This window comes from Bacillus sp. Brlt_9 (assembly GCF_051948935.1).
Classification (GTDB): Bacteria; Bacillota; Bacilli; order Bacillales; family Bacillaceae_G; genus Bacillus_A.
In genome coordinates, this window is record NZ_JAYJLO010000003.1 from 387,422 (window position 1) to 402,135 (window position 14,714).

12 protein-coding genes are annotated in these 14,714 nt (G+C 31.8%); 5 read left to right on the top strand and 7 right to left on the bottom strand.

The window, feature by feature from the left end; translation table 11 throughout:
* Positions 1-98: 98 nt before the first annotated feature.
* Positions 99-1,574, bottom strand: a complete 1,476-nt coding sequence (locus VF726_RS14370; protein WP_440169234.1) for an aldehyde dehydrogenase family protein — start codon at positions 1,572-1,574, stop codon at positions 99-101.
* Positions 1,575-1,718: 144 nt separating this feature from the next.
* On the opposite strand from VF726_RS14370, the gene dapA reads away from it, so the two are divergent.
* Positions 1,719-2,609 carry a 4-hydroxy-tetrahydrodipicolinate synthase gene (dapA, locus tag VF726_RS14375; protein WP_440169236.1) on the top strand — a complete coding sequence of 297 codons (891 nt, stop codon included), beginning with the start codon at positions 1,719-1,721 and terminating at the stop codon, positions 2,607-2,609.
* A 24-nt stretch (positions 2,610-2,633) separates the two neighbouring features.
* On the opposite strand, the gene VF726_RS14380 is transcribed toward dapA, so the two are convergent.
* Positions 2,634-3,911 (bottom strand): LysM peptidoglycan-binding domain-containing protein, encoded by a 1,278-nt coding sequence (locus VF726_RS14380; protein WP_440169238.1) that lies wholly within the window; start codon positions 3,909-3,911, stop codon positions 2,634-2,636.
* A 138-nt stretch (positions 3,912-4,049) separates the two neighbouring features.
* Positions 4,050-4,751 carry a hypothetical protein gene (locus VF726_RS14385; RefSeq protein WP_440169241.1) on the bottom strand — a complete coding sequence of 234 codons (702 nt, stop codon included), beginning with the start codon at positions 4,749-4,751 and terminating at the stop codon, positions 4,050-4,052.
* A 111-nt stretch (positions 4,752-4,862) separates the two neighbouring features.
* Between VF726_RS14385 and VF726_RS14390 the strand changes: the two genes are divergently transcribed.
* The 3 genes from VF726_RS14390 (at position 4,863) to VF726_RS14400 (ending at position 10,061) form a co-directional block, all read left to right on the top strand.
* Positions 4,863-5,528 (top strand): hypothetical protein, encoded by a 666-nt coding sequence (locus tag VF726_RS14390; RefSeq protein ID WP_440169243.1) that lies wholly within the window; start codon positions 4,863-4,865, stop codon positions 5,526-5,528.
* Between the two features lie 120 nt (positions 5,529-5,648).
* Entirely contained in the window at positions 5,649-7,061 is a 1,413-nt protein-coding gene (locus tag VF726_RS14395; RefSeq protein WP_440169245.1) for a hypothetical protein, read from the top strand.
* Positions 7,062-7,073: 12 nt separating this feature from the next.
* Positions 7,074-10,061 carry a hypothetical protein gene (locus VF726_RS14400; protein ID WP_440169248.1) on the top strand — a complete coding sequence of 996 codons (2,988 nt, stop codon included), beginning with the start codon at positions 7,074-7,076 and terminating at the stop codon, positions 10,059-10,061.
* Positions 10,062-10,079: 18 nt separating this feature from the next.
* Here the strand turns inward: VF726_RS14400 and VF726_RS14405 are convergent, their stop codons facing one another.
* A complete protein-coding gene (locus tag VF726_RS14405; RefSeq protein ID WP_440169251.1) occupies positions 10,080-11,096 on the bottom strand; it encodes a hypothetical protein in 1,017 nt (338 codons plus the stop codon).
* A gap of 179 nt (positions 11,097-11,275) precedes the next feature.
* On the opposite strand from VF726_RS14405, the gene hpf reads away from it, so the two are divergent.
* Positions 11,276-11,824 (top strand): ribosome hibernation-promoting factor, HPF/YfiA family, encoded by a 549-nt coding sequence (hpf, locus tag VF726_RS14410; protein ID WP_440169254.1) that lies wholly within the window; start codon positions 11,276-11,278, stop codon positions 11,822-11,824.
* A 154-nt stretch (positions 11,825-11,978) separates the two neighbouring features.
* Here the strand turns inward: hpf and VF726_RS14415 are convergent, their stop codons facing one another.
* The 3 genes from VF726_RS14415 to dapG form a co-directional block, all read right to left on the bottom strand.
* The gene (locus tag VF726_RS14415; protein ID WP_440169257.1) at positions 11,979-12,998 is read right to left on the bottom strand and encodes an aspartate-semialdehyde dehydrogenase; all 1,020 of its coding nucleotides are present in this window, start codon (positions 12,996-12,998) and stop codon (positions 11,979-11,981) included.
* Between the two features lie 35 nt (positions 12,999-13,033).
* On the bottom strand, positions 13,034-13,177 hold the full coding sequence (locus VF726_RS14420) for a hypothetical protein (protein ID WP_440169259.1): 144 nt from the start codon (positions 13,175-13,177) through the stop codon (positions 13,034-13,036).
* 321 nt (positions 13,178-13,498) lie between these two features.
* Positions 13,499-14,713: an aspartate kinase gene (gene dapG, locus VF726_RS14425; RefSeq protein ID WP_440169261.1), complete on the bottom strand. Its 1,215-nt coding sequence runs from the start codon at positions 14,711-14,713 to the stop codon at positions 13,499-13,501.
* Position 14,714: the final 1 nt, after the last annotated feature.

Here is a 14,714-nt window from a genome sequence, read left to right on the forward strand (position 1 = left end):
GTTTATAAAGACCTCTCGTTTTTTTGATTATATTTTTATATCAATGGAAATCAACAATTTATTAATTTAAATAAAACAACCGCATACGCGGTTGTTTTTTAGTCCATATTGATCCATACACTTTTAACTTCTGTATAGTTTTCTAATGCGTAACTGCCCATTTCTCTTCCGATACCTGATTGTTTATAACCTCCGAATGGAGAAGCAGCATCAAAAGTATTGTAGGTGTTAACCCAAACTGTCCCTGCTTGTAATTTATGAGCGATGTAATGAGCTTTCTTCAAGTCCTGAGTCCATACTCCAGCTGCTAAACCGTAATACGAATCATTGGCTTTTGCTACTAAGTCGTCTATGTCATCAAATGGCATAGCTGCTACTACAGGGCCAAATATCTCATCTTTTGCAATAGACATACTATGGTTAACATCCGCAAAGATTGTTGGCTCCACAAAGTAACCATTATCAAATGGAATGCCTCCGCCAGTAAGTACTTCAGCGCCTTCCGCTATACCTTTGTCTATATAACCTTTAACTCGTTGTTGTTGAATTTGAGATATTAAAGGTCCCATTGTTGTATCAACAGCTAATCCATCGCCCTGCTTAATTGATTTTGCACAAGATACTAAATCTGCTACAACATTATCATACATTTTCTTCTGAACATATAAACGACTACCTGCACAACAAACCTGACCTTGGTTAAACATTATCCCCATTAGTGAGCCTGGTACTGCTTTTGTTAAGTCTGCATCCGGTAAAATGATATTAGGTGATTTCCCTCCTAATTCAAGTGTAACCCTCTTTAAGGAATCGGCTGCTGATTTCATAATAGATTTACCTACAGCTGTCGATCCTGTAAATGCTATTTTATCTATTAATGGATGGTCTACTAGTGGTTGTCCAGCTGTTTTACCGTATCCTGGAACAATATTGACTACTCCTTTTGGGAATCCGGCCTCTTCTATTAGTTCTGCAAGATACAGTACAGATAATGGTGTATTCTCTGCCGGTTTTAACACTACTGTACAACCTGTTGCTAAAGATGCTCCTAGTTTCCAAGCAGCCATTAATAATGGGAAATTCCAAGGGATAATTTGTCCTACTACCCCAACAGGTTCGTGTAAAGTGTAATTGAAGAAATTACCTTGAACAGGGATAGTTTGTCCAACTATCTTTGTTGACCAACCTGCAAAATAGCGAAAGTGCTCTATAGCTAAAGGCACATCGGCATTTAACGTTTCTCGTATTGGTTTCCCGTTATCTAACGTTTCCAATTGTGCTAATTCCTCTTTATTCTGCTCCATTAAATCAGCGAGTTTGTATATTAATCTACTTCTTTCGGCTGTACCTATTTTAGACCACGGGCCATTATCAAATGCTTCTCGTGCTGCTCTTACAGCTTTATCTATATCCTCTGGTCCGGCTTCGGCCACGTTTGCCAGTAATTGACCTGTTGCTGGATTTAATGTTTCAAAGGTTTTACCTGATACCGAATCTACAAATTCACCGTTTATATATAATTTTTTAACGCCTTTTAAAAATTTAACTACTTTTGGATTAACTTGATTTGTCAAAATAACACACCCCTTCAAACGAAAGATAAACACTATTTTTGTTTATCGGAAATTAATCACTTCCGCGGTCATTATAACTAGTTTTTTTATCTTTTTTGAAAATATAATAAATAAGAAAAATTACTGAAAAGGTGTGTGTTTTTAGTGAAAAAAGAATTTGGTAAATTAATTACTGCTATGGTTACCCCTTTTAATAATGATTTCAGTTTAGATATTGATAGCATCAAGAAACTTGTAAAACATTTAGAAGATACCGGAACTGAAACTATCGTTCTATCTGGCACTACTGGTGAAGGTCCAACTCTAACTGAGGAGGAAAAAGAAATCTTGTTTAAAGAAGTTTGCGAAGTTAAAAGTAATGAAACGAAAATTATTATGAATGTAGGAACAAATAATACTCTTGAAACTGTAAATAATGCTGTTAAATGGAGTTCTCGTTTAGAGGTTGATGGAGTAATGGTTGTATGCCCTTATTACAACAAACCGAACCAGAAAGGCTTATATTTGCATTTCAAAAGCGTAAATGATGCCATTGATAAGCCAATAATGGCTTACCATATTCCTGGTCGTACAAACGTAGTTATGGATGAAGAAACGATGATAAAAATTTCTTCGTTAAAAAATATAACGATGTTAAAAGATTCTGAAGGCGATTTAACTAAATTACAAAACGTAATAAAAAAAACAAAAGATAATTGGTCTATTTATTGTGGTGATGACCCTGCCCTATTAGATTACTTGGAAATCGGCTCTGCTGGAGTAGTATCTGTAGCATCCCATTTCATAGGAAAGGATATTATTAAATTAATAAATGATTTTAATGATGGCTTAATAGGTACTGCCAGAGAAAAACAAGAATTTTTAACGCTTGTTTCTAAGGAACTATTCCCCTCCTATGCTCCTAGTCCTATTCCTACAAAGTATTTGTTATCTCTACAAGGACTAATACAAGAGAATGTTAGGTTACCTCTGACTACATTAGAAGAACTTGAGAGAATATATTTGACCGACGTTGCCCAGAAGATGTTTATATAAAAAAAACTCCAAAAGGAGTTTTTTTTATAATCCCAAATATGGTCTAGGATCAACTGATTGACTTTTATCGATATTCCATCTACCTTTATGTACTTCAAAGTGTAAATGTTGACCAGTTGAATCACCTGTGCTGCCCATCCAGCCGATGAATTGACCTTTTTGTACTTTGTCGCCTACTTGAACAGCTCGTGAGCCTGATCTCATATGCGCGTATACAGTTTCATATGTTTGGCCGTCAATTTGGTGAACAACAAATACTACTTCTCCATAACTAGAAGATGTGTAAGATCTTGATACTACACCATCAGCAGCTGCGTGTACTTGTACATTACCAGCTTTCGCAAAATCTATTCCTGCGTGTAATCTTCCCCAACGACTACCATATTCTGAAGAAACAACACCTTCAGCAGGTTTAATAAATATTGCTTTAGATTGGTTATGGTTTGAATTTGTATTATCTGAATTAGATCCTGAAACTTTTAATGTTTGTCCTACATATATAATATCGCTAGATAAATTGTTTAGTGATTTTAATGAGCTTACACTTGTATTAAATTTACTAGCAATCTCTGAAAGCGTGTCACCTGCTTTTACTTTATATGTACTAGTATTAACTGGTGGAGTTGTAGGTTTTTCTTCAGGTTTATTTACAGTGGAACTACCTTTTTTAATTAATAATTTTTGACCAGGGCTTATTGTGTCAGAATTCAAGTTATTTAAAGACTTTATGTTGTTTACAGTAGTGTTGTTATTCACTGAAATTCTATATAAAGTATCGCCTGATTTTACTGTGTAATAAACATTCTCTTGATTTGAATTATTTGAATTCGTACTTCCTCCTGAGTTGTTACTATTTCCTTCATTAGTACCTTCATATGACGGAGCAGATAAATAGCTTGAGTACATATATCCCTTTACACTTCCAGTTGAAATATAATACCAACCATCTTTTACTGATTGTACTTCAACTTTAGTTCCTTTTTGTAAAGATGTAACGATGCTAAAATTATTCCCTGCACCTGTTCTTACATTTACCCACGATGCATTTGTAACAGTTCTATATTCCTTTTTGTTTGAAACTACATTATTCGACTTGCTTACAAGTAAATTTTGTCCTGGATGAATCGTATTGCTTGTAAGGTTGTTTAAAGATTTCAGCTCATTTACTGTTAAATGATTATCTGTAGCGATCCTATATAGAGTATCACCACTTTTTACTGTAACTGTGTTTGCTGAAACAATAGCTGGTACTGCGAAAGCCGCTATTGCTAATCCTGTTGTTGAAACTAATAATTTTTTCATAAAAATTACCTCCTAGTTAAAAGATTTCTGGGAGCACTGGCATTACTTATAGATAAATAAAAATAGAATGCAAGGAAACCTGCATTTTTAAAAAAATAAAAAAGCGAAAAACCCTTTTCCTATAAGGGTTCAAGATACTTATTTTTTATTTATGTACTCCATATATATATCTATTAATCCACGTCCTGTCGTGTCTTTGATTGTAACTTTTGGTTGAGTTAAATAGTGGTTGATTGTTGTTGTGATTGGAAGGAGTTTTTCTGGAAATAGGTATTCTGTATATAATTCCAGTTGTTGTGTCTGCTCGTCAAAATAAAAAACAAGTGGTATGGTTTCAAAACTTCTTGTATCGATAACATCTTGAAAGATTAATAGCTCGTTTTTATATTTGAATACGCATTGTATATATTTTCCCTCTGAAACACCGAAAAATAATGTCTCGAAATCAGGCAAAATATCTTTTAATAAGGTTTGTAAATATTCATCCTCTTTCTTGTCATAGGAAGATAAAATTAACGGAATGAATATTTTTTTGCTAATATGCTTATTAAATAAGACAGAGGCTTCCTCAGTAAGCGCTGTGCAAATTGAATCAGTAAATGATTTGCCACAAAACGGACAAGTCTCTATTTTTTTATTTGTATCAGGAAAATGTTTGAAAGAACCGTATGAAAATTGAACTTTATTTTTATGTATATTTTTTATATAAACGTTGTTTAATTTGATTGGAAAATTATTCACTTTTAAAACTAAATTATAGTTATTCTCTTCGTTTAAATTAACTATATCCACAATACTTATCTCTTTTTCTTTGTGAAAACGGATAATATTAGCTGTCATTATGACACCTCCTCCGATAAGTTCTTCTAATTGATTAAAGACTATGATTGTTTTTCCTTTAAAAAAGGGAAATCCCAAAAACAAAAAAACTAACCTTAGAGGTGATAGAATATGAAATTAAAATTAGTTTTAGTTGCCGGATTAGCAACTACTTTACTAGCTGCTTGCCATAACCCAACCACTGTGGAAAAAGAAAAAACTGAGGACAAATCAGTAGAAAAACCTGTATCTAAAGAAGCAAAAGATGAATCTGTCAATAAAGGCACTAATGAAGAGTCGGCTGAAAAAGAATCAACTAATAATGACTCTGCTAAAGGTGATTCAAATAGTGATAAAGAAGTTACAAAAACAGATGCCGATTCTAAACATAAAGATAATAAGAATAATAATTCCCCTAAGACAGACATCGAGGGTCACAAACACGATCACAATATAACAAAATCAGAGCTAAAAGCTGAAGATATCATTGTCTCTTATTTCAATGCTATTTCATCACAAGATGCCCCTACGCTTGATAAACTAGCTCCAAATGATAAAGATGAAAATTCACAACTAGCTAAACTGTTCCAAAGCAGTAAAATTAACGCTGATATTGTTAAAATGGAGAAAATGTCATTAAACGACTCTGCTGCAAAATATAAAGTAATTGTAAAATTAACTTCAAAAGAAAAAGATGATAGTTTTACTAATAACAAATCTGAATATAAAATCGATCTTGATTTAAAGAAAAATATAATTAAAACTAAAGCAATTACAAACACAGAGTATCTTCAATAGTTTAAATGAAAATAACTTCCTACTATCTAAGTCAAAGCAAAGGATTCCTTTGCTTTTTTTTATGCATTTATAAAATTATGGTATATAATACCCTGACGTTTTGATGAAAGGGGTTTTTATATGAAATTAAGGGCTATAAAAGAATTAGAATACCGTACTAAAAAAATGAACTCTCGGTTCCAAGTAAAATCGCAAAAATTACTTGATAAAAGTATTAATAAAACCAATGCTAATGAGTTTGAAAATGATATTAAATCTATGTTACCTCCTGCTAATGAATTGGTGTTTATTACAGTAAAAAAGAATGCGCAACTTGCAAACGAAATCTTTAAAATTATACAGATCTTATATATTGAAGGTACTAAAGTTATCGAAAGTTCGGGAACAAATAATGAAATTATGAAACTTGTTACATATGGAACTGAAAAAATATTCAATTTGTTAAAAGAGATAGAACAAAAAACTAGTGATTTCAAATCTATTATTTATAGAAAAAAACATTCATTCAATGAAAAATGGTTTACTGAAGTAGCAAAAAACATTCAAATTAGTGATAACTTTTCAGTGTTTATTGAGGAACTATATGGTGGGGATACTGCCCTATCTATCAAAAGAGCTTTGAAGAACCCTTTGGATAAAGATATATATTTATACGGCATAGACAGCCATATAGATATCGGTTTAAACTCTCGAAAAAGAGGAATCCATACAGCGAGAGGAGGTCTACTTGAGTCTAGTTCTTATTGGGCCGATTTATCATTTTGTGCGAATCAATACATCGATTTTGCAGAAGGAACTGGACACTATACTGAAAGTGAACTTTTTAAGTTTTATCATCGGAAAATGATGAGAAAAGACGGGTATTTTGTCTTTAATTATCCTTTTTATAGAATTGATGATATACGCGGTATTTTACGTAATAACGAACTTATTAAAGTAATAAATACGTATGATGAACTTGGTAATATTGTGTTCATAATGAAATTCTCATATCCACAAAATTATTCCAGTAAACTTATTAAAAATATCGCTTTTAGAAGCCCTGCTATTCCAAATTTTGTTGAAGAACCTTTAACTTACTTTAACAAAAGCCCTATCGAAGTAAAAAAATTCCGTGGTAACTATACAGATTTATCCGATATTAGTTCGGAATTTATCAATCACTCTAGTACGGAAAATTTTGTTTTTGAATACTATAAGCCTAAAAATCGAATTGAAGAAATGTCGCGACCACTAACTGAATATAAAGCAGGTCACATACCAGCAATGGCCACTTCAGAGATCATAAACGGCAGGTATATAGATGAAGTGTTACATTCCAAACAAAATAGTAGTTTTGAATTTGACCATATCTTTTCTACAAAGATTGTAAAGCGTGAAATTGAAGAAGAAAAAGAAGTCATTTATAAAGGTGATGTAGTAAAAGAAATTTCATTAAAGAAAAGTAATGTAATAGTTTCCACTGTATTAACTGCTAAAGGTCAATATATTGAACTGTTTGCTAACGATGTGGATGATGTAGATCTTTCCTAATGGAGGTGTTAAATGAACGATTTACGACTAAATTTCGATATCGAAGAGGAAAATTTCAGTTTAAACTCTGATTTATTAATTGTGAAACAAACTAATAAAAATAATCATTATGAGATAATTGCCGTTTCCTTATATGGTACAAAAACCGATTTTAATAAATTATTAAAAAAGAACGCCGGATTAAGTGCTGAGTTGTCCGGATTAAAGAATGCTGATCGCACAAAGGTATTCATAAAAAACTTGTCAGAATATGAGAAGTCCGAAGCAATAGGTAAATACCATCAAAGGGTAACATTAGTTAAGAAAACTAATGACATCATTGACCAAACAGATGATAAATATCCGGTTGTAATTATTCCAAAGAAAAATACTTCTCATTTTGATACCATTGTTTTTGAGCACATTCGAGAAAATATTGTTTCTCCCCTATTCCCTAATGTTTATATTCCGCAAATTTTAGCTGGAGAATTATATGTATCAATTCAACAAGCTGAAAAAATCTTAAAAAATGTCGAAAGCGGAAATGTTACTTCTGATAATGAAATTGCAGCAACTGAAATGATCCTTATGTACAATGATTGGGTCAAATACCTAGTTAGAGAATTAAAATTACAAAATCGAATCAAGCAATTAGAGATTTTACAGTGTTCAAGTGAAGTTATTGCTGTAGAGATACATATAATCGAGTCTGAAATTAAAGAAATAATTTCAAAAGGTTTAAGGTCAGGCACGATAACTTTATCTAAAGCTAGGGTTGTAAATAACAACTATAATGATTTTGATGAGTATATGCCACTGTATTCAGATTCGTTTAAAAATCGAATTGAAAGTATATCTGAACCTATTCATAGAAGAGGTGTTTATAAGATTCTTAATACTGAATCCCTTTCCCATCTTGGGAGAAAACCAATTCCTGAACAACTTGAAATTATTGAAGCTGGTTTGAAATCGTTAAGACTGCAAAAACGAATGGTAATAGTAGGCGAACCAGGAGTTGGAAAAACTTTTATGATGTCAACTATTGCCTATTTAGATTCAATTAATTCCAAGAAGCCAATGAAGTTATTAGTGCTTTCTCCGGATCACTTAGTAGAATCAGCCTGGCAAAACGAAGCTGAAATTACTTTAATAGAATCAGAATATCACCATATTAATTCAATTTCTGACTTAATTACCTATAAAAACCTAGGCTATTTTACTGATCATAAGCCTAGGGTCTTCATCCTCTCACAGAGCGCTGCAAAGAACGGCTATTCAAAAAGACCTGCTGCCCTTTGGAAAACCCGTCTAATCAAATCAGAGGCCGTTGAAAATGAATATATCGATAGAAAAGTCTTTTGTTGTCCTAATTGTGGCGTAATAATCAAGAAAAAGAAAAAGAATACTGTTCAAAATAATAATGAACCTAAATATATTGATGTACCTGTCGATTTTGACCATTTTAGTTCAGAAAAAAATACTAATTATAAATGCAATGATTGTAATACCGTTCTTTGGGCAGTAAATAATAAAAATGCTAGCTCCATAAATAAAAAAAGGATATCCCAAATAAAGAATGATTCTTTAATTTACACAAGTGTTGGTTTTATCCCTAAAGATATAGAAGCGTTGAAAAGAGAAATTGATTATTGCGAAAAACAATTTGTCGAAAAGCCATCCAAAAAGTTAAAAACACGATTAAAAGATCTTAGAGATGCAGAAAAACAATTGATAGGTGAACAGAAAGCTAAGATAGCTATTTCTCCCTATAAGGTTTCAATTGCAGAATATATACTTAAAAAAATGAATAAGGTCTTTACGCATCTAATTATCGATGAGTTGCACGAGTTTCAAAACGAGGACTCATCTAGAGGAAAAGCCTTTGGAAAACTCGTTTCAGCTTGTCCTAAAATAATTGCTGGTACAGGTACTATGATGAACGGTTATGCAAAATCCCTCTTTTATATGTTTTATATTTTATTCCCTCAAAAAATGAAAAAGGCTGGATTCGATATAAGTGACAATCAAAAATTCCAAAATTCTTTTGGTGTTACGGAAAAAAGAATAAGAGTAATGCCTGATAATAAAAGAATTCCCTTACCTACAAAATCTAAGCCAGGTATCTCCCCTATTATTTTCCCTCTATTCCTACAAGATACAACCGCTTTCATTTCATTGAAAGACTTAGATTCCCACCTTCCCAAAATATTTACAAAGCCAATTGAAGTTGAATTACCTAAAGAATTGATTGAAGGAAAAGAGCAGCTTGAAAATGCTGTTGCAAAATTAACCAAAGGTGACGTAAAGCTATTTAAAACCACTATGCCCATTTTGTATTCATACCTAGATATGCCTACTGTTACTAAAGAAATTAAAGATGAAAATGGAAATGTTGTTTATAAGACGGAACCATTGTCTGAATTCGAAGATATTAAACTTGATGCAGTAAAAGAAATCGTAAAAGACGAAGTACAAAATCAAAACAATAGAGTAATTATATATACATACTATACGAGTGACGGAATTAACAATTACATTAAAAATAAATTAGAAGAAGAAGGATATTGTGTTACAGTTCTTAACAAAAACACGGAATATAGCATATCGTGCACTGGAGATAAAATTAAGGTACCAAAGAAAAAGAGAGAACAATTTATAAAAGATGAAGTTAAAAAAGGAACTGAAGTTTTAATATGCAATCCTGAATTGGTGAAAACAGGTACTAATTTAATAGACTTCGCGCCAATTATTAGATATCAAATGGATTATCAAGTATATACCGAACGACAAGGTCGAGGTAGAACAAGAAGAATTGGACAAACCAAAAATTGCACCATTTACTATGTCTTTTATAAGGACTCCTTCCAAGAGGATGTTACATCCTTGATGGCAACAAAAATAGTTGCATCTGAAGCAATTGAAGGCAAAATGGATGCACAAGGACTTGATGCAATAACGAATGACAGGACTCCTGAAGAAGAGTTAGCTAAAAAGTTCTTCAAAAAAATGAATCTGGAATAAAAAAGAAAAGACTGGAAATTATTCAGTCTTTTCTTTTTCGAAGTAGAATGGAAAATCAAATTCATCTATGTAAATGGGTTTATAACCGCAGCCCTTAATATCCTCCCATCTCTTCATATCCCACTCGTCGTTCTCCTCTAATGTTGTCATTTTAAGATGAGTACGATTTTGAAAATGGGGATTCAGCATTAGGTTAAAGAATTTACTCTTTTTACTGGTATGTGCAATCAGCATATTGGGGTTTAGATTTTGAAAATCTTCTAAAGCTTTACCCTCTCTAAATATCAAATTATTAAAAGCTCTAATTCTACAAGCCTCTTTTGTAAGAAAGAAACCGAAAATTTCCTCAGTCTTTTCTTCGTATTCTAAAAATGGTTTAAAGTTATCTTTCCACTCTTCGATTTGAGTTTTGTATGGCTCTTTTTGATCTTTCCATAGTCTATAATAGTATTCTGTTTTTCTTTCGTGGCTACTCTCAAATTCTCCTAGCGAGTTACCAAACATCTCACTCCACCTTTTTATTATTATTGAGTTCCTTGTGCCTGTTATTTTTTCAGCAGCTAAGTTTAACTCTAATAATATATTAAATGTCCTATCTAACTCTGCATCGCTCCAATCACCTATTCTTTTATAGAGGTCACCTTTAAATGCGATGATAAATCTAAAATTGTACGGATATATTTCTCTAATTGTTTTTGCTATCAACTGTAGGTGTACAAGTGTTATAAAGTCGGCAATATCGGGTTCTATCCAACCGTTGGAAATATCACTCTTTTTGAATTTCGGAGAAAATGTTGTTAAAAAGAAATCAATAGGAGCCCCTTTAGATACTTGTTTTTTTAGACTTTCAAAGTAATACCGTTTAAGTTCTTCAGGTGTATCATCGCTACCCTCTATTTGAACAACAGACTGGTCAGAGAATAAAAAACGAAAAATCACGTCTGCTATCGTGTCCTCTTCTTTTATTAATAAATTGTATCTATTTTCTAATGAATAAAATGATAAGTCTTGTAATGTTAAATCTGTTATTTTCAACATCTATCCCCCCTCAAAACAATGGTATATAGTGGTAGAAATTATACCACAAAATATTTTTTTATTTGAAATAAAAGAATTAAATATCTGTCTGCTCTTATTGTTTTTTCTTCCAAGTTAAAAATATAATATCAGCGAAATTACAAATGATTATCTATATACATAAAGGGGATTTTAAAATGGATATTCAATTAAGAGGACATAACTTTGAATTAACTGATGCAAATCGTCAATACATACTAGATAAGGTTTCAAAATTAAATCGATATTTTAAAAATGAGGTTAAGGCTACAGTAACAGCTAAAAAATTTCAACGAAGTGTTAAATTAGAGGTGTTATTAACTAGTTTAGGTAAGCAACCTTATATTCGAGCTGAAGTGGTTGCAGATGACTATTATTCTTCTGTGGATCTTGTGATAGAAAAATTAGAAAAACAAATTCGCAAATATAAAACTAAATTACAAAAACGACATCAAGAAAAATTGCCGTTAGCGGATTGGTTTCTTGAAGAAAAAGAAAACAATAAAGATATTAGCAAAGAATTTTTAACAAGTCTGGTTAGAGAAAAAGAACTTGAGCTAACTAAACCTATGGATGTAAACGAGGCTATTTTACAAATGGGGATGTTAGGACATAACTTCTTTATTTTTAAAGAAATTGAAACTTTGAACATCTGTGTTCTATACAAAAGAGCAGATGGAATGTACGGATTAATAAAAGTTATATAAATTAAAAATTAATAAAATTAACTTTTAGCATAGCAAAACAATGCAAAACATTGCAACAATTTTATCAAATGCATTACAATGCAATGCAAAACAATACATTGCATTGTAAATAAAAAAGAAAGCAAAGTGCGTTAATTCCACTTTGCTTTTATTTTTACTTCAATTCATTTTTTTGTATTAATTTTTCTGCTATCTGAACAGCATTAAGGGCTGCCCCTTTTAATAAGTTATCTGCAACTACCCAAAAACTTATAGCATTTGTTTTGTTTAAATCTTTACGTAATCGACCTACCATAGTATCGTAGACTCCCTCGCAATTACGAGGCATTGGATACATCTGTTCATCGATGTCATCAATTACCTTTAAACCATCAAAGTTTGTCCATAAATCTCGGAGTATGTCGGTATCGATTTCCTTAGAGGTTTCTACATAAATTGATTCACTGTGCCCAATTACGACTGGAATACGAACACAAGTAGCGTTCACTTCTATATCATCGTCGTGTAGAATTTTCTTTGTTTCATTTATCATTTTCATTTCTTCTTTTGTAAATCCATTTTCTTCAAAAACATCAATTTGAGGAATTACATTAAATCCAATTGGATGTGGATAAACTTTCGGAGTAGTATTTTCTTTCTTTAAAAATGCTGCTGTTTGTTCTTTTAATTCTTCAATTGCTCTCTTCCCAGATCCTGATACTGATTGATATGTGGAAACTACCACTCTTTTTAATCCGAACTCATTTAATATTGGTTTAAGTGCTAGTATCATTTGTATAGTTGAACAATTTGGATTGGCAATAATTCCATTGTGTTTAAAAATATCTTCAGGATTAACTTCTGGCACGACTAAAGGAACATTTTGTTTCATTCTAAAGTGGCTAGTATTATCAATTACTATTGCACCGTTTTTAACAGCGATAGGTGCGTATTTTTCAGAGATGTTACCTCCAGCAGAAAATAACGCTATATCTATATTTTCGAATGAAAATTCAGTTAATTCCTCTACTACTAGATTTTCATTTTTGTAACTTAATAACTTTCCGGCAGATCTTGATGATGCAAGTAGTTTTAATTCATTAATTGGGAAATTTCTTCTTTCAAGTGTTTCAATCATTTTTTGGCCTACTGCTCCAGTAGCACCAACGACAGCTACATTATATTTTTTTGTCATTTTTGTACACCTCTAATAAAAGTTCCTCGAAATTATTATTTCGAGGACTTATTTTTTAATTCTAACAAACGTTTCTTTGTTGTTACATCAAGAAATTCTTCTAGAAATACAGGCGGAAAACTTTGTTTCTTATTTTGAATTTTAGTTGCAGATGACTTTTTATTATTTTTAATTTCCACGTTTATACACCTCCGGATAACTATATATAGGTTTTAATAATTAGTAAATTACCCTTTATTAATTTTTAAATTTCAAGCTTCAACATTTGTAAACATAAAAAGTAGTAATAGCATTTAGACACTAACCAATATAATTAATCAAATAGTTAGTTTATTATGTAATTTTTATATAATTATATCGGTTGTTTTGTATATTTTTATGGGGTTTTAAAGGGAAATAACATTAATTAATGAAATGTATTTTCTAAAAAAATACCACCCTACATCGGGTGGTATTTGAAACAAGATGTTTAGTTATATAGTCAAAATAATCTGTATTACTTAACGTACGATAATCTCATTCAAGTAAAAGGCGTTGTGCAATAAACAAATAGCATTATTCCCGTCTTCTTTTGGTACTAATACCCAAATTGTTGTATGAGAATCTGATGTTTGGAGAATAGATATATTGTTTTCATAGAGTGTACTTACAATTTTCCTAACAACACCTGATGCGCCTGTCATTCCTGATCCTACTAATGAAATCTTCGTTACATCTTCTCTTAACGTGAAATTGATTTCTAAGTTAGCCAATATGCTGTTTACTTTTTCAGAGTCTTCATTTTTAACAGTAAATCCGATGGTAGTTGGCGTTATATTGATTAGATCCAGAGATATATTCCTTTTATCAATTTCGTCAAACATTGTATGTTGTTTTTCAGTTTCAATAGGCTCAGAAATTACAAACTGAACAATTTCTTCTGTTTGTGTTATACCTGTAAGATATTGTTTATTACCGGCTTCTTCATCTAAATTAAGTTCGGATTGATTTGTGATAAGTGTCCCTTCTCCTTGTGAAAATGTAGAACGAACTCTGATTGGAGTATTATATTGCATAGCTATTTCTACTGCCCTTGGATGTATTACTTTTGCTCCCATATGTGCTAAGTTACAAATCTCTGAATAAGTAACCTTTTCAAGAATCTTTGCGTCTGTAACAATTCTCGGATCCGCTGTCATAATACCTTCTACATCGGTAAATATATCTACATATTCGGCATTCAGAGCTGCTCCTAATGCGGTTGCAGAAGTATCACTACCACCTCTTCCTAAAGTAGTAAACTCATAATCCTTTGTCATCCCTTGAAACCCGGTTACTACAAGTACATTTACGCTCTCAAATTCTTTCAATATTTTTTCGGGTCTTAAACCGATAATAGAAGCTTCATTAAAAGATGTATTTGTTAATATCCCTGCCTGTCCACCGGTTAATACTCTACTTTCTATATCAACTTCTTTTAATTCGCTTGAAAAAACACTGGCAGAAATTATTTCGCCTGTAATCATTAATAGATCCTTTTCTCTGCCCGTACTTAATGGTGCCATATTAATTAAAGTGTCAGTAGCATAGGGTTCACCTTTTCGTCCCATAGCTGATACTACAACCACTACTTTATATCCTTTATTTATTGCGCTCTTTATATGCTCAAAACACATCTTCCGCTTCCCTTTCGTAGCTACAGATGTTCCACCGAATTTTTGCACAATTATTTTCATA